We start from the raw sequence: 16,122 nt of genomic DNA, 5'->3' as shown, positions 1-16,122 counted from the left end.
GTGTTGTGAGGGCAATCCTTTATTAAGAGACTATTTACTCCTTCAACATAGACGACACTTTTTTCGAGCAGGAAATCACTTTATTAACCATATAGTTTTCATGATTATTATCTATTTTAGGCAACTCATATAGATAATTTACCATCATCCCGGCTGACTGACTAATACCCTTTTCAGAAGTATCCGCCATCCAGTTTAATTGTTTTATTGATGCGCCATTGCTTAAATGAAAATGCGCCACCGGGTCATAAGTATTTCCATTACTATTATTCACTTTTAGTAAATAATATGCACATAGTTTAAGCATGTATTGTTTAGTTTCATTTGTACATTCAACATTAGTTTTTAATTGCTCTGCACTTTCTAAAATTTCTGCACTAGATTGTTTTATATTTAGTTTGCCCAATAAAGTGACATCTTGGTTTAGATTGTTTTTTAGCCATTTCGTAAAGCCAGGTATTGGAGAAAGAGTTGCATATGTTTTTATACTTTTAAACTCCTGTGATAGCTTTTCTACAACCCTTTTGATCAAAAAATTACCAAGGCTGATTCCAGATAACCCTGCTTGAGTGTTTGATATTGAATAGAATATAGCAGTGCTTGCATTACTCGGATCATTTAAAGGTACTGACTCATCTAAAAGGTGTTGAATGCTATCTGCAATCTTATCCACCAATGCAACCTCTACAAAAATTAGAGGTTCGTTTGGTATCTTGTAATGAAAAAAAGCAAAACAGAGACGATCAGAATCTAGTCTGTTTTTTAGGTCGCCCCAAGAGGAAATTTTATGCACAGCCTCATATTTTATAAGTTTTTCTAACAATGATGCAGGTGAATCCCAGGTGATTTGACGAAGATCAAGTAGATCAACATCAACCCAAGTATAGAGTATATTTTTTAATTCGCTTTCTAGTGGATTCAAGCTTCTATATTGGTTCTTTAGCTTAAGCACATCAGAACGCATATCAACAATAAACTTAAGGCCTTCTGGTAAAGAAATAAATTGCTTTAATATTTTAGAACGCGGTGATTCAAGAATTTTTATTAAATCCTGTTCAAATTTATAGTTTAACTCGGGATCTTGGTTTTTCTTATACTCTCTAATTTTCTCATCTATTTCCGCTTTATTCGGATTAAATTTTTCTGCCAGGGTTTGTAGAAATTTTATTTTACCTTTCTCTGATAAGCTTAAGTACAAGTTACCAAGAGATACAGCGTTTTTACGTGCTGAAACCTCCCCTCCCTTTGGATTTAAGCACTCGTTCATCTTCAAGACTAAACTATCGATATCGCGACTGTTGCTTAAATCAGGACTGATGTTACCAATCCACGATCTTACAGCATCTGCCACTCCACCTAGTATTTTAAAAAAGCTTCTTACCGCCTTTTTGTCTTCAACTTTCACTATATCAGTTTTTACCAATGATTCTTTTGTCATAGATTCCCTTTATTATACATAGCTAATGCAAGTCAGGGTCATACCGCCGCGGTATCCCGCTAACAAGCAGCGGGATGACGAATTTGTCGTTTGTCAAATCGTCGGTAAACCCAAGTTATTTTAGCTACATATAGCTTAAGTTAAAGGAAAATTTTAGCTACATAGCAGGCACTATTACTGAATTATTAATAATTCAGTAATACAATAGACTTCTTGCACTACCTCCCAAGCCACAACTGTCATTCAGTAGAAACGAAAAAACTTGCTTGACAAACTCCGCCAGCCCCCTTATCATGATAGTGAAGCTATTGTATTTGCTTTCGCCAATCTGCAGATTAAAAGGTAAGGATTACTTAATGTATCGGCGTCTTATGTTCAATTTTTTGCAGTATATAGATACTGTATGTCTTTACAAAACTTCATCTACATCTAGATTTTTATCTAAATAAGCTGAACGCGCTTATAAAGCGTTACAAGACATCAAAAAATGCCAATACTCGACAGAGATAGTAAAAGACTAGCTAACTCGGGGATTCTTTGTCTTTTTTTCTGCTTAGTAAACTTCTTAAACATTTGCAGCGTAGGTTAGTTGCAATTAAAAGTGGCTGAATCTCGCTTGTCAAGCGTTTAAAACATAAAAAACGCCAATATTTTAAAGCGGATAATAACCACGGGGCTTCTTTTGCCTTTTTTTTCATTTGGTAAATTTCTTAATGTTTATGGCTAAACGACAACCTTCATCCCGCTGCTTGTTAGCGGGATCTATGCTTTGAGATACCGCGAATAAATCGCGGTATGACGGTGTAATGATGGTTAAGTAATTCGTCATCCCGCTGCTTGTTAGCGGGATCTCTTGTTAGCGCCGCGGTGGTATGACGTAGGATTGTTGTCATTCCGCTACTTGTTAGCGGGATCTATGTTAAGGTATAGTAGGGGATCTATGTTAAGAGATACCGCGAATGAATCGCGGTATGACGGTTCGCGGCGGCGTGACGATAAGCTCGTCATCCCGCTACGTGTTAGCGGGATCTCTTGTTAGCGCCGCGGCGGTATGACGGTTCGTGGCGGTATGACGGTTAAGCAATTCGTCATCCCGCTGCTTGTTAGCGGGATCTCTTGTTAGCGGATGAGATACCGTGAATAAATCACGGCATGACGTAGGATTGCTGTCATCCCGCTACGTGTTAGCGGGATCTCTTGTTAGCGCCGCGGCAGAATGACGGTTCGTGGCGGTATGACGGTTAAGCAATTCGTCATCCCACTACGTGTTAGCAGCTAAGAGATACCGCGAATGAATCGCGGTATGACGGTTCGCGGCAGTATGACGAGGGAAACCTGACTTGCATTAGCTATATCAAGCTTAAAATGTTGATAATCTTAAATTTCTTTACTAAATTATAATAATAACATAGTTTGGCCTATCAACCAAAAAGAATTAAAAGTATACCTAAGCTAATTATTATCTAAACTAATCGTTGGTTGTGCATCTTGCTCAGAGATTAGGGCAACCAACAAATTATTTATCAATTGAACCTTTTGCTTGCCATCTAATTGTAAGCTTTTGTTTTTTTCAAAATGAGCTATTACTTCCTCGACAATTCCTATTGCATTTTGCACTATATGCCTTCTTGCCGAAGTGATAGCATGTGCTTGTTGACGCCTTAACATTGCTTGTGCAATCTCGGACGAATACGCCAAATGCGATATTCTTGCTTCTGTAATCTCAATTCCTGCAATATCTAATCTTTGTTGTAACATTGACCGCAATTCATCTGAAATTTTATCAGAATTTTTACGTAAAGATTCCTCATTGCTCTCGCTGTCATACGGATAGTTACTAGCTAATTCTCTTATTACTGAGTCACTTTGTACAAAAACAAATTCGTGATAGTTGTTAACATTATAATACGCCTTTGCAGGACTGCTCACTCTCCAAACAATTACTGCAGAAATCTCTATTGGACTTCCATTTGCATCATTCACTTTTATTTTTTCTGTGTTGATATTTTGAAATTTTAGAGAAATGACATGTTTGTTTGTAAATGGGATTGTGATAAACATTCCTGGTTTAAAATAAGTTCCAATATAATGACCAAAAAATTCTATCACTCTTGATTCATTAGGATGATTGATAAAAAACCCTGTAGGTAAAATTATGAATAGGATCACGAATAGGATCACAAATGGGATTATTAATACTAAAGCAGTACCATCCATTGAAACCAGGCTATTGTGTATTAAAGCCAGAGTATCATACATCGCAAGTAGTGATAACGGTATTGCCATTAGTATTACCGCTAGTATTAATGCAGGAAAAAACCGAATTTGACTCAAATTTCTATCGTTTATCGTATTCTTATCCATATTGTCTTTAAACTTCTTTTTCACTTGAACCCTCTCTGTTGATCGTTTTATTTATCTTATTTACAAATAGTTTAAACTCTCTTAATTCATGATCAGGCAATTTTACTTTAGTTTTATGTGCTATCGTAAGCGGATCGATGTGTTTGCCGTTATATATAACTTCGTAATGTAAATGGGGTCCTGTTGCAACACCAGTGCTACCAACATAAGCGATGATCTGCCCCTGCTTTACTTTAGAGCCTAACTTTATATCGCCACTAAATCTACTTATATGCGCGTAACAGGTTGAATATTCATTTTTGTGTCTTATTTTGATGTAATTTCCATAGCCACCATTCTTTCCTATATATTCTATCACACCCTCTGCAGCAGCGTATATGGGAGTGCCAAGTTTAGCTGCATAATCCACTCCTTTGTGAAAAGCAATTTTACCGCGAACAGGATGCTTTCTATTGCCAAATTTTGAGGATATGCGATAATCTCCATTTAAAGGATTTGCAAAAATTTCGCCATTTTTTAAGCTTATTCCTTCTTTATTAAAATATCTTTCTTTGCCGTCTTGCGATTTATAATGATATAAACTAATAGCTTTCTTGTTTATTGTCAGTGAAGCATATAAAATTTTTTCTTCAGTCTTCTGATTATTAGGCAATCTCTCAAAAAGAACCTCCAATTTACTCTTCGGCACAATGTCTTTTTTAAAATCAACACCGAAATCTTTATATATGTTGATCAATTTCACCACTGTATTTGGCGCCAACCCTTCCGTGGCAAAAAAGGAAGATTTTATGGTACTGGATATGAATAACAACTTTCTATCACTTTCTGTCGTCAAAGTAGCTTTTTTTTTTCTGATTCCATGCTGGAATGGCTGTGCAAGATCTGTTGATGTTTCAGTAGCATATGCTGGTAAAATACAAAGCAATACAAATATTACCAGCCTCATAGCTTATCAACAAAAGTAAAATTACCTTCCACATACTGTACATCGTCGTTATCTTCTAGCTCTTCAACCAATGCAGATAATTTATCAATCAACTCTTTATCGCTAATTTCAATCAGATCTTTTGGCTGCCATGAAAGACGAGCAAGTTCTGGTTCTCCGAATTTTGCATAAAAGGCATCGCGTACTTTACCAAAATCTTTTATTTCACAAGTTATAACGTGTAATCCTTCTTTGTCATTTTCCTCAACATTCAATACTTCTAATTCGATTCCATGACTGAATAAATCGTCAAAATTCATACCCTCTGCTTTATAGACGATTAAGCCTACATGATCGAAAAGGTAACTAACACTTCCTGTTTCTCCTAAATTTCCACCTTTACGAGAAAAGATATAACGTACCTCAGAAGCAGTACGGTTGCGGTTATTAGTCAAGGCATGGACAATGAGTGCAGTACCAGAAGGCCCATGACCTTCATATTGTATTTCCTCGTAATTTTCTCCAGCAACGTTACCAGTTGCATTTTTTATTGCTGTTTCTATTTTATCTTTTGGTAGATTTTCCTTGCGTGCAGCAAATATAGCAGAGCGAAGGCGCGGGTTGAGTTCGGGTAGCCCTTGCTTTGCAGCAACTGCTATTTCTCTAATCAGCTTCGTAAATTTTTGAGAGCGCTTTGCATCCTGAGCACCTTTCCGGTGTTTTATATTTGAAAATTGTGAATGACCAGCCATATTCAAATAGTTAAAAACCTAATTATATATCAAAGCATAGAAAAAGCTAAAGCAAATTTTCAAGCCTCTGGCTTGGCATCTTGCAGGTTTTCTGCTAATAACATACTTTCATACTGCTCAGCTTCTAAGTCAAGGCCAAGAGCTGAATGGGCTGCTACTAAATAGTTAATAGACTTAGAAAAATATTTAGAATCCTTATAGCTTGCCATATTCTGGAAACGCTTAATTGCTGCTAAATATTCACCACGCCTCAGGTAAAATTTACCGATAGAATACTCTTTTGTTGATATATGTTCTGTGATTAATTTTGCTCTTTCCTTTATCTCGTCTACATATTCGCTGCCTGGAAAGAGATTAATGTACTCAGTGGCTAGCTCTAAAGTTTTATATGCAGTTTGCTGTCCAAGTTGCACTTTATTAATTTGCATGTAATAAGATAATACTCTTAAGTAGTATACATATGGTAAATCTTCACCATTTGAATAAACATATATATAATCAGCCATATCACTTGCAGCACTGCTATAGTTACCCATATTATAGTGAGAGACCCCAGATAATAATTTTGCTTTCATTGCCCAATAAGAAAAAGGATACAAATCCTCTATCTTATGAAATGCCCTAATAGCTTGTTTATATTTTTTCTGGTCAAAAAGTTCAACTGCTTCTTCATATAGTTCAGTTTCAGTTTTTTCAAGATCATCCGCATACGATTGTGTAAAGGAGCAAATTAGGAAAATAAAGCACGTGATTAAAGTCTTATACATAAGATTTTTTTCGATCAAAATAAAGTATAGACCTAAATATTACTTAAATAAATAAATTTCTTAGGCAATAGCCGGTCCTTCTTCTTTATAACTACGGTCAGAACTACCTGCATTTCTTGATTCACCTCGTCCTTCCACTTTTGGATCTTTCAGCGTCTTACTGTAGGAATGTATAGTTAAGACCTGTACAGCCATAAAAATTGCAATACCTACCAAGCCTAAAGTAGGTCCAACAGCAGGATTTAAGGACGATGCTAATGCTATTAACATTATCCTTCTTATTAAAAATACAGAAGAACCAGCAAGCGCCAATCCGGCTACAGATATATTGCTAGTTTTCTTGCTAGATTTCTCATCAAGATCAGACTTTTCTGTTTCCTTTTTCTTATTTTTTTCATGCTTATCAATATAAGAAACAAGAGTTGCAAGAAAAGCAATTGCATTGGCAAGAAATAAAATTGCATCCTCTGCTGCTTCAAGTGAAGATGTTTCACCCATTATCATACCTACAATAACCAGTGCAGTTGTTATAGCCTCAATATAGATCAAACACTGACCTATATCAGAAATATTGTGCTCTTTTTCCTTTACTTCCTCTCCATTTTCAATAATCTCCAACTCTCGTTCTTTTTGTGCTATCTTCCTATTATTGTAAATTAAATATAGCGTACAAATAAGAGATAAGACTGTAAAAGGTAATATAGTGTGGCTTAGCGCGCCACTTATCACGCCAAGTAATACCTGATCGCTATATGTTTTTTCCAGTTCAATCGCCATCAGCAATGTAAATGGGACCATTGTTGCCAATGATGCACATTTTCTATATAGCTCTCTTTTTTTTAGTGCTAATAGTTCTTGTTCTAGCCTTTCTCTTTTGACTTCTTTATCAACTGTTGGCCAAAAATCCCAAAAAAACTCTTCTAATGGTTCAAAATCTCTTTTTTTCTTATTCTTTCCTGGAACCTTTTTAGTAGAAGAAAATTTGCAACTAGGTATTTTCATAATATTAACCTAATTAGTTGTAAGTTAATATAATTATACACCTTTTTGCTTTCTGAGTCAATATCACTAAGATATTAACTACTCTTGTCTATTAACTATTTCCTAGGAGATTTAACCAATCTGTTTGATGCCGGCTAGGATATAATTATAGCCTGACCACACAGTTACAATAGCTGCAACCCATAAACAAATCGCACCTGTATATTGAATCATATAATAATCGTTCATTATTAGCGCTACTACAGCAACCATCTGCAAAAATGTTTTAATTTTGCCAGCTTTGCTTACAGGTAGACTAACATTTGTAGCTATCAAAAACTCCCGCAAACCCGAGACTAATATCTCCCTACAGATGATGATAATCGATGGTACTATTGTAAAATCATTTATCTTCTGCTTATAAACTAGCATAATTATCGTTGAAACCACTATTAATTTATCAGCAATTGGATCAAATAGCTTGCCAAATTTTGATTGGACTTTCCACGCACGCGCCAAGTAACCATCAAAAAAATCCGTAATGCACGCAAATACAAAGATTGATATTGTTATCAGGCCTGCATATTTATTTTCTATATAAAAACTTAATATTATTGCTGGTACTGCAAGCGCACGAGAAATTGTAAGCAAATTAGGCACGTTTTTCTTAAGCATGTAATACCATTCTACGTAGTAGGTAAACTTATACAGAAGTACACCAGAGTTCACAAGCTAATAGTTTACAATTGAACATTTATAAAAACTCCATATACTTAAAAAATACAAGCTTAAAATATAAGGATGTAATGATGAACGATGATTTAGATAGTACCACAAAACAAGAGGCACTTAATTATCACAGTAGAGGTGGTAAACCTGGTAAAATTTCAATCATGCCAACAAAACCTTTATCTACCCAGTATGATTTGTCACTTGCTTATTCCCCTGGCGTTGCAGCTCCGTGCCTTGAAATAGCTAAAAATCCTGAGGTTGTTTATGATTATACGGCAAAAAGCAACTGTGTTGCTGTCATTTCAAATGGCACTGCAGTGCTTGGACTTGGTAATATCGGTCCTCTTGCTGCAAAACCTGTCATGGAAGGCAAAGCTGTTTTATTTAAGCGTTTTGCTGATATTGATGCAGTTGATATAGAAGTTGGTACAGAAAATATAGAAGATTTTATCAATGCAGTAAGGTACCTTGGGCCAAGTTGGGGGGGGATAAATTTAGAGGATATAAGATCTCCCGATTGTTTTATAATAGAGAAACGTCTGAATGAACTGATGGATATTCCAGTGTTCCATGATGACCAGCATGGAACTGCAGTGGTTGTTGCAGCTGGTATAGAAAATGCTCTTGATATTGTCGGAAAGAAATTAGAGGACGTTAAGATCATTATGAATGGTGCTGGAGCAGCCGGTATTGCATGTTTAGAAATACTAAAGTCCATGGGCGCTAAAAATATAGTGCTGTGTGATAAGCAAGGAGTAATATACAAAGGTAGAAACGAGGACATGAATGAGTGGAAGGAAAAATATGCAATTGATACTTCCGAACGTTCTCTACTTGATACAATAAAAGGCGCTGATGTATTCATCGGACTATCTGCAAAAGATGTGTTAAATGAAGAGATGTTAAAGAGTATGGGCAAAGACCCGATTATTTTTGCTCTTGCCAATCCCGATCCAGAAGTAAGGCCTGAGTTTGCAAAATCTGTGAGGCCAGATGCAATAATTGCAACTGGTAGGTCAGATTACAACAACCAAGTCAACAACGTAATGGGTTTTCCTTATATATTTAGAGGGGCACTTGATGTACATGCAACAACAATAAATGATGAAATGAAAATTGCAGCTGCAGATGCAATAGCAAAGCTTGCCCGTGAGCCAGTACCAGGTGAGATATCTGCAGTCTATGGCGGTCGTAAAATGGGCTATGGACGTGAATATATAATACCTACTCCATTTGACCCAAGATTAATTTCTATAGTAGCTCCTGCTGTTGCAAAAGCCGCAGTTGATTCAGGTGTTGCAAGAAAGGCAATACAAGATTGGAGTAAATATGAAAATCAATTAAAATCTCGTCTTTCTAATGTTCTCAGTACGCTGAATTTACTATCTTCACATATGTAATTTATTGGATAAAGTTAAAAGTGATAAACCAACCCAAACTCTAAGCCATATATGCCAAACCTATTGGTAATGGTTGCAGTTGTTGATTCAACACGTGCAGTTTCATCAACTTTACTTCCTCCACCGGCAGGAATATATCCTTCACCAGCTAGTATCTTTATTCCTGGTACAATATCTTTAAATTGGTTATCAAGGATACCAAAATAGCGTAAACCAGCAAATGCTTGAGTTTGTGCTGTAAGTTGGTGATTGATACCAAGTTTTGCTTGGTAAGCCAAGGCATATCTGGTTTTTCCTAGAAATTTAACCCTAGTTACACCTGCACCAATACCAACATATGGGGTGAATGGCATTTTTGCTATATTAAAATCACGATATACATTGACCATTCCAGCTAAGTTATTAAAACCTTCATTTTTCATCTTAAATGCAGCTCTGAACTCTGCTTCAACACTACAATTTTCTTGAATGTGAATATCAACCTTTCCACTTCTCCAAGGTGAATTGCATTCCGCTCCAGTAGACGCATCATTGTGACGACGAAGTTCAATATATCTTGCTTTTTTCTTATCTGAATAATCTTCATCATACAAGTTAGTCTGAGAATATAAGCCTTCAAACTCAACTCTCATATTTTTGAATAAATACCCTATTGCAGCACTACCGGCAAACCCTGGAACATATTTAGGACTGTATCCAGCTTCAATTCGCTCCTTCTTATTAAAACTAAAAACCCCCTCTGTTATATTGTCACCTGCATCTTCTTTTCCTTCTAGAGAACCTATTGCATTGAAGAATGCTCCAAAATAGTTAGCTTTGATGTAAACATTCTCTAAGTTATTTATTTTATCATCGTAAGATAAGCACCTAAATGAAAAAGTTAGCAAAACCAAAGATATGTGAATTTAAATCTTTCGCCCACCACAAAGCCTCCCTGCATAACTTGTCATTCCATTATTATAGTATGCTTCTATTTTTTATGATAGCAACTTTTTATTGCGCTCAATCGTTTTAGATTTATAATGAAAGTATTGTAATTTAAAGCAAATCAATGACTATTGCAATTCACGAATTAGAGAGGATCATCAAACAATCGTTCCCCGACGCTGATATAAAGATTCATGATCTTGCTGGAGATGATGACCATTATCATTTAAAAATAAACTCCAAGTGTTTTCTTGGAAAGACAAAAATAGAACAGCATAAAATGGTATATAAAGCTCTGGAAGGTCAGTCTATACACGCCTTGCAACTGGAAACTAATACTTTAAAATAAGGTGAATTTATGAGCAATTTTGAACAAATAAAAAAAGATATAACAGAAAATGATGTGGTATTGTATATGAAAGGCACTTCTGATTTTCCTCAATGCGGATTCTCTGGACTCGTCGTGTCAATCCTAAAAAAATTGAACGTGAAGTTTAAGTATATTAACGTGTTGGAGAATGATGAAATACGTGAATCTATAAAAAAGTTTTCTGATTGGCCAACAATTCCACAATTATATATAAAGGAAGAGTTTATTGGTGGTTGCGACATCACTCGCGAGATGTACGAAAAAGGCGAACTGCAAAGTTTATTGAAGGAAAAAAAAATTATTGCGGAATAAGTACCAAGAAACCAGTGCCCAGACGCTGGATAACGTAGTATTGCTATGAAAAAGGATCTTATGTCTTAAACCGTATCCGTTCAGGGGAGCGGCAAAATAAGGTAGACAAAGCAAGATAATAATGTTGATGTTAACACTATTGTCAAGTTTACTGGCCTTTCTATTAGTGAAATTGAAGAATTAAGTGTGAGCGGTTACAAATAATTTACCATTTCTTCTGGTTTCACTATCCTTTCAAACTCTTCCTCAGTGAGCAGTTGAAGTTTTGCTGCTGCTTCTTTTAGAGTGATATTTTCTTTATAAGCAAGCTTCGCTATTTTTGCTGCATTGTCGTACCCTATATGCGTATTTAATATAGTGACCAACATCAACGACTGATTCAGTAAATCTTTTATCCTCTCTTCATTTGCTTTAATACCAATTACACATTTTTCTGTAAAATTTAAACTTGCATCAGCTAAAAGTCTTATAGACTGCAAAACATTGTAAATTATCACTGGCTTAAACACATTCAATTCAAAATGACCGTTTGAACCACTAATGGTTACAGCAACATGATTTCCCATAACTTGAGTGCATACCATAGTCACCGCTTCACACTGAGTTGGATTCACTTTACCTGGCATAATTGAAGAACCAGGCTCATTTTCCGGTAACATTATTTCCCCAATTCCGCATCTTGGACCAGAACCAAGCAACCTTATATCATTTGCAATTTTCATTAAACTGACTGCTACTGTATTGAGTGTTCCACTGAGCTCAACTAAAGCATCATTTGCTGCTAGCGCTTCAAATTTATTGCCTGCTGAAGTAAATGGAAGGTTAGTAATTTCTGCAACTTGGCTTGAAAAATCTTCAGCAAAACCCTTTTTAGTATTGAGTCCCGTGCCAACTGCAGTGCCACCTTGTGCAAGCTCATATATATCACTTAAAGTTGATTTTACTCTTTCTATCCCCTTTTTAATCTGGACTGCATAGCCAGAGAACTCCTGTCCTAGTGTTAGGGGCGTTGCATCTTGCAGATGAGTACGTCCTACTTTTATTATATCTTTAAATTCCTGAACCTTATTATCCAGCACCTTATGCAATTTTTCAAGATTTGGAATAAGCAAGCGGTTTATCTGGTCTGCTGCTGCTATATGCATTGCTGTTGGAAAGGTGTCATTTGACGACTGACCATAATTCACATGATCATTTGGATGTATTGGAGATTTACTACCCAAATTACCACCTAAAATCTCTATTGCACGATTGCTGATCACTTCATTCATATTCATATTAGTCTGCGTTCCGGATCCGGTTTGCCAAACAACAAGCGGAAATTCATTATTAAATTTGCCATCTATTACTTCCTTTGCGGCTGCGCAGATTGCGTCCCCTACCTTATTATCTATGCTACCCTGCTTCATGTTAACATGTGCTGCTGCAAGTTTTACTATTGCTAATGCTTTAATCAGAGGCTCTGGCATTTTTTCTGTGCCAATCTTAAAATTTTCTAAAGAACGCTGAGTCTGCGCTCCCCAGTAATGTTCACTTGGTACTTTTACTTCCCCTAAGCTGTCTGATTCTATTCTCGTCTTTCTATCCATATTTTCCTCCTGGTGTTATGCAAACTGGTTCACTACATAATTTTTTCATGCCTACTTCTTGGTTAATTAAATCATACTAGATCCAAGTAGTCAAGTGTACGAACATTGCAATTTTCAGGTAACTTGCATTGTAGAGGTTGTCCGGAAACTAGTAAATTCAAGCATATTCCCTCTTTAACATAACCCTACTCATAGCTAGGTATATGAAATTCTCAGTGGATGTTGTGAGTAAATCATACTCCTTCGATAGCCTTCTATTCCTATTAACCCAAGCAAAAGTCCTTTCTACAACCCATCTTCTTGGCTGTACTTTAAACCCTTGTTCTCTTGTTGGTAGTAGCTCAGGTGGCGTATCTTTGTGCACCCAAAATCTACATGGAGGCCTTTTAACAATTTCAATATCTATGTCATATTCTTCCTTTATGTGATTCTTTAAATTTCTTCCTTGGTATCCCATGTCAGCCCACATTTTTTTAACTTTAGTATATTTTGTTCTCATATTGTTTAATGCTATTTTAATACCATCTCTATCATTTTCGTTAGCAGCGCCTACGTAACAACCTAGTATAAAACCCTGAGTGTCTGTAATTATATGCCTTTTTCTACCCTTTACTTTTTTACTTCCATCATAGCCTTTGATCCTCCCTTTTCTGTAGTCTTTACAGATTGACTATCTACTATACAGGCACTCGGCTGCTCATTCCTTCCTATTTTTCTTCTACTATATTTTGTAATTTCATAATTCATTTTCTCAAAAATTCCCTGCTTCTTCCATTGCCTGAACTGCTCATACACAGTCTTCCATAGCGGAAAATCATTTGGTAAATACCGCCATTGACACCCTGTACGCAATACATAGAAAATTGCTTCTAATATTTCTCTTTTGCTATACTTTGGCGGCCTTCCTCCTTTCTTGTATGATACTCTGAAGTGTTTTTCTATTCTTGCCCATTCCCTTTCGCTTAGATCTGTTGGATACTTTTTTCTCATCTTTACCCTGTACTAAAATTTCAGATATTATAGCCTTTTACTTATTTCCGGACAACCTCTAAATAGTTACTTTGAGCACCGAAGCCATGCTCTATTTGTATTTTTGTCTCAGGTTTAAATCCTAATTTTGCACAGAATTTCTGAAAATATTCTTTAATAATGTCAAACAAGCTCTTGCCATTATCTTTATAATTTTTTAACTCTTTAGGAATAGTAAGTGACAATTTACCATCTCTGTATGTTACAAAGTCTTCACCATTGTGAGATTCAATTGTAAATTCCAATGAACTAGACAGATTACATATCTTATCGCCATGCATAACTTGATTTTTAACAGAGAGTATTGGTAGCCTCATATCAGATCTAATTCTCACATTATTTTGGTTAGCACAATCAATATTTATTACTTTTTTAGGATTTTCTACTATGAACGACTGTCCAAGTGCAAGTTGGGTTTGTATAAATGGAGCAGCCTCATACCCTGCTTGATTACAATTGGTAACTAGCTCTTCTAAAATAGCATCACTTGGAACTTCTGCCCCAGCGTATCTGAACATTTTTTTGAAAACTTCTTTTGCAAAGGAACGGTAATCCTTGTTTTCATCTTTCTCTGTTGGTAATAGATGGATATACCTTTGGCCAGCATTGTAAAATTCTTCAAATTCTTTCTTATATGAATCGGTTTTTTGATGATTGGCAGTTTTGGAATTTTCACAGTGATTTTTCCATAGCTCACCCAATGCATTACTTACAAGCTCTTTCTCAATATCTTCGAGTACTGAAGCAACAAAAGCTTTGCCATGATCCGTATCTATTTCTCTTGTTCCTTTTTTGTTAAATATTTCGTCATTATATATATCATCACTATTAAAAAGTTCGCTTTTGCGGTGCTTAGCTCCTTCCTTAAATGCAATAATAAGATTTTTATCTATTTCTTTTCCGTTAATAATAAAATTCATCCTTTGAAAATCTAAGAACATTGTTTCACCGTAATTCGCTAATTTATTATCTTGATCTGCTCTTAATTTACTAAAATTGAACTCTTTAGCTGTGGCCTTTAATCTAACTACTGGACTCTTATTATTTTTTCCTTTTGTCTCTTTCATAAATAACACCTTACTGTAAATATGCTGTAAGTTATATCATATAATGATGAATAATTTGGTAATATATTAAGAAAATCGACAGTATATTTCTTTATTTAAGGGGTGTAGGAAAGGCGTAGATTTCTCTTTCCATTTGTAGCGTACTGCATTAATATTTATGTATTAATCTAGAAAATAATGATGAATAACATTGTAATTGTTGGTCTGCAATGGGGTGACGAAGGCAAAGGTAAAATAGTAGATTATCTTTCTGAGAATTCAGATGTAGTTGTGAGATTTCAGGGAGGAAATAATGCAGGGCACACTATAGTAGTAGATGATGAGGTTTATAAATTAAATTTACTGCCCTCTGCTGTTTTGAGGCCAGGCAAAATATCTATCATAGGAAATGGCGTTGCTCTTGATCCACACGCTCTAATCTCAGAAATAGAGTCATTGAAAGTTAAAGGAGTAGACGTAAACTATAACAACTTGATGGTATCCGAGAGCTGTCCATTAATACTTAGCATACATAAGGACAAGGAAAAGCTATTTGAAGATTTAAATGGAAATCACAAAATTGGTACAACAAACAAAGGGATAGGGCCATGTTATGAAGATAAAGTTGGAAGGAGAGCTATACGCCTTTGTGACTTAGAAAACGCAGATGAGCTCAATAAAAGAGTGGATACTCTTTTGAATTACCACAATGCTATCAGGAAAGGCCTTAACTACCAGGTGGTTAAAAAAGAAGAAATATTAAAGGAAATTCAAGAGATTTCAGAAAAAATTCTTTCATATAAAAAACCTGTGTGGAAGATATTAAATGACTTGATGAAAGAAGGTAAGAAAATAATATTTGAAGGTGCCCAAGGCGCATTTTTAGATATCGACCACGGAACTTACCCTTTTGTTACTTCAAGTAATACTGTAGCATCGCAAGCAATAACAGGCTCAGGGTTATCCTCCAATGCTTACATTATTGGTGTGGTAAAAGCTTATACAACAAGAGTGGGCAATGGCCCATTTCCTACTGAGCAGAAAAATGAAGTAGGAGATAGCTTGTTTACTATAGGTAAGGAACTTGGAACAGTGAGCAATAGAAGAAGGCGTTGCGGATGGTTCGATGCAGTTTTAGTGCGCCAGGCCGTACAACTCTCTGGAGTTTCAAGCATTGTATTAACCAAATTAGATGTGCTTAATTCTTTTGATACAATTAAAATATGCACTGGTTACAAGTATAGCGGAAAAATGTATGATTATTTACCCGCATCGCATTCAATACAAGGGGAATTAGAGCCAATATATGAAGAGTTTCCTGGCTGGAAAGAAAACACTCAAGGTAAAAGGTCGATTGAAACATTGCCTATCAATTTAATAAAATATATAGAAGGGTTAGAAAAATTAATAGGTGTACCAATTCATCTAATCTCAACTAGTCCAAAGAGAGAGGATGTTATTAAGCTTAAAGATTTCTGAAAACGTCTTTG

14 protein-coding genes and 1 pseudogene are annotated in these 16,122 nt (G+C 35.7%); 4 read left to right on the top strand and 11 right to left on the bottom strand.

Annotated features, from left to right (window positions below; genetic code table 11):
* Nucleotides 1-34: 34 nt before the first annotated feature.
* The 7 genes from AAGD62_RS03785 to pgsA form a co-directional block, all read right to left on the bottom strand.
* A complete protein-coding gene (locus AAGD62_RS03785; protein ID WP_155968517.1) occupies nt 35-1,438 on the bottom strand; it encodes a malonyl-CoA decarboxylase in 1,404 nt (467 codons plus the stop codon).
* 1,452 nt (nt 1,439-2,890) lie between these two features.
* Entirely contained in the window at nt 2,891-3,802 is a 912-nt protein-coding gene (locus AAGD62_RS03780; protein WP_155969550.1) for an SPFH domain-containing protein, read from the bottom strand.
* A 7-nt stretch (nt 3,803-3,809) separates the two neighbouring features.
* Entirely contained in the window at nt 3,810-4,748 is a 939-nt protein-coding gene (locus AAGD62_RS03775) for a M23 family metallopeptidase (protein WP_155968521.1), read from the bottom strand.
* Nucleotides 4,745-5,479: a YebC/PmpR family DNA-binding transcriptional regulator gene (locus AAGD62_RS03770; protein ID WP_155968523.1), complete on the bottom strand. Its 735-nt coding sequence runs from the start codon at nt 5,477-5,479 to the stop codon at nt 4,745-4,747. The genes AAGD62_RS03775 and AAGD62_RS03770 overlap by 4 nt, the downstream gene beginning before the upstream one ends.
* Nucleotides 5,480-5,538: 59 nt before the next feature.
* Nucleotides 5,539-6,246, bottom strand: coding sequence for an outer membrane protein assembly factor BamD (locus AAGD62_RS03765; RefSeq protein WP_155968525.1), 708 nt, complete (start codon nt 6,244-6,246; stop codon nt 5,539-5,541).
* 60 nt (nt 6,247-6,306) lie between these two features.
* Nucleotides 6,307-7,248, bottom strand: a complete 942-nt coding sequence (locus tag AAGD62_RS03760) for a hypothetical protein (RefSeq protein WP_155968527.1) — start codon at nt 7,246-7,248, stop codon at nt 6,307-6,309.
* A 111-nt stretch (nt 7,249-7,359) separates the two neighbouring features.
* Nucleotides 7,360-7,902 carry a CDP-diacylglycerol--glycerol-3-phosphate 3-phosphatidyltransferase gene (pgsA, locus tag AAGD62_RS03755; RefSeq protein ID WP_155968529.1) on the bottom strand — a complete coding sequence of 181 codons (543 nt, stop codon included), beginning with the start codon at nt 7,900-7,902 and terminating at the stop codon, nt 7,360-7,362.
* A 134-nt stretch (nt 7,903-8,036) separates the two neighbouring features.
* On the opposite strand from pgsA, the gene AAGD62_RS03750 reads away from it, so the two are divergent.
* Nucleotides 8,037-9,359 (top strand): malic enzyme-like NAD(P)-binding protein, encoded by a 1,323-nt coding sequence (locus AAGD62_RS03750; protein ID WP_155969552.1) that lies wholly within the window; start codon nt 8,037-8,039, stop codon nt 9,357-9,359.
* A 14-nt stretch (nt 9,360-9,373) separates the two neighbouring features.
* Here AAGD62_RS03750 and AAGD62_RS03745 read toward each other — a convergent pair whose 3' ends face one another.
* A complete protein-coding gene (locus tag AAGD62_RS03745; RefSeq protein WP_080717615.1) occupies nt 9,374-10,246 on the bottom strand; it encodes a P44/Msp2 family outer membrane protein in 873 nt (290 codons plus the stop codon).
* 164 nt (nt 10,247-10,410) lie between these two features.
* Here AAGD62_RS03745 and AAGD62_RS03740 point away from each other — a divergent pair, with 164 nt between their 5' ends.
* Together AAGD62_RS03740 and grxD are read left to right on the top strand one after the other, a co-directional pair.
* Complete coding sequence (locus AAGD62_RS03740; protein ID WP_015588949.1) at nt 10,411-10,635, top strand: BolA/IbaG family iron-sulfur metabolism protein; 225 nt, start codon at nt 10,411-10,413, stop codon at nt 10,633-10,635.
* 9 nt (nt 10,636-10,644) lie between these two features.
* Entirely contained in the window at nt 10,645-10,968 is a 324-nt protein-coding gene (grxD, locus tag AAGD62_RS03735) for a Grx4 family monothiol glutaredoxin (protein ID WP_006280013.1), read from the top strand.
* 194 nt (nt 10,969-11,162) lie between these two features.
* Here grxD and fumC read toward each other — a convergent pair whose 3' ends face one another.
* From fumC to AAGD62_RS03720, 3 genes and pseudogenes are all read right to left on the bottom strand, one after another.
* Complete coding sequence (gene fumC, locus AAGD62_RS03730; RefSeq protein WP_155968531.1) at nt 11,163-12,557, bottom strand: class II fumarate hydratase; 1,395 nt, start codon at nt 12,555-12,557, stop codon at nt 11,163-11,165.
* 157 nt (nt 12,558-12,714) lie between these two features.
* Nucleotides 12,715-13,547, bottom strand: a pseudogene (locus AAGD62_RS03725) (IS5 family transposase).
* Nucleotides 13,548-13,588: 41 nt separating this feature from the next.
* Complete coding sequence (locus tag AAGD62_RS03720; protein ID WP_246484397.1) at nt 13,589-14,653, bottom strand: hypothetical protein; 1,065 nt, start codon at nt 14,651-14,653, stop codon at nt 13,589-13,591.
* A 180-nt stretch (nt 14,654-14,833) separates the two neighbouring features.
* Between AAGD62_RS03720 and AAGD62_RS03715 the strand changes: the two genes are divergently transcribed.
* Nucleotides 14,834-16,111: an adenylosuccinate synthase gene (locus tag AAGD62_RS03715; protein ID WP_155969533.1), complete on the top strand. Its 1,278-nt coding sequence runs from the start codon at nt 14,834-14,836 to the stop codon at nt 16,109-16,111.
* Nucleotides 16,112-16,122 lie beyond the last annotated feature (11 nt).

It is taken from the genome of Wolbachia endosymbiont (group A) of Eristalinus aeneus (assembly GCF_964026915.1).
Lineage (GTDB): Bacteria > Pseudomonadota > Alphaproteobacteria > Rickettsiales > Anaplasmataceae > Wolbachia > Wolbachia pipientis.
This window is presented reverse-complemented; position numbering and strand designations above follow the sequence as displayed.

Coding starts and splice junctions, on each gene's coding strand:
- AAGD62_RS03765 (WP_155968525.1), bottom strand. CDS start 6,246: ATGTATAAGACTTTAATCACGTGCTTTATTTTCCTAATTTGCTCCTTT.
- AAGD62_RS03740 (WP_015588949.1), top strand. CDS start 10,411: ATGACTATTGCAATTCACGAATTAGAGAGGATCATCAAACAATCGTTC.
- pgsA (WP_155968529.1), bottom strand. CDS start 7,902: ATGCTTAAGAAAAACGTGCCTAATTTGCTTACAATTTCTCGTGCGCTT.
- AAGD62_RS03780 (WP_155969550.1), bottom strand. CDS start 3,802: ATGGATAAGAATACGATAAACGATAGAAATTTGAGTCAAATTCGGTTT.
- grxD (WP_006280013.1), top strand. CDS start 10,645: ATGAGCAATTTTGAACAAATAAAAAAAGATATAACAGAAAATGATGTG.
- fumC (WP_155968531.1), bottom strand. CDS start 12,557: ATGGATAGAAAGACGAGAATAGAATCAGACAGCTTAGGGGAAGTAAAA.
- AAGD62_RS03715 (WP_155969533.1), top strand. CDS start 14,834: ATGAATAACATTGTAATTGTTGGTCTGCAATGGGGTGACGAAGGCAAA.
- AAGD62_RS03750 (WP_155969552.1), top strand. CDS start 8,037: ATGAACGATGATTTAGATAGTACCACAAAACAAGAGGCACTTAATTAT.
- AAGD62_RS03770 (WP_155968523.1), bottom strand. CDS start 5,479: ATGGCTGGTCATTCACAATTTTCAAATATAAAACACCGGAAAGGTGCT.
- AAGD62_RS03785 (WP_155968517.1), bottom strand. CDS start 1,438: ATGACAAAAGAATCATTGGTAAAAACTGATATAGTGAAAGTTGAAGAC.
- AAGD62_RS03775 (WP_155968521.1), bottom strand. CDS start 4,748: ATGAGGCTGGTAATATTTGTATTGCTTTGTATTTTACCAGCATATGCT.
- AAGD62_RS03760 (WP_155968527.1), bottom strand. CDS start 7,248: ATGAAAATACCTAGTTGCAAATTTTCTTCTACTAAAAAGGTTCCAGGA.
- AAGD62_RS03720 (WP_246484397.1), bottom strand. CDS start 14,653: ATGAAAGAGACAAAAGGAAAAAATAATAAGAGTCCAGTAGTTAGATTA.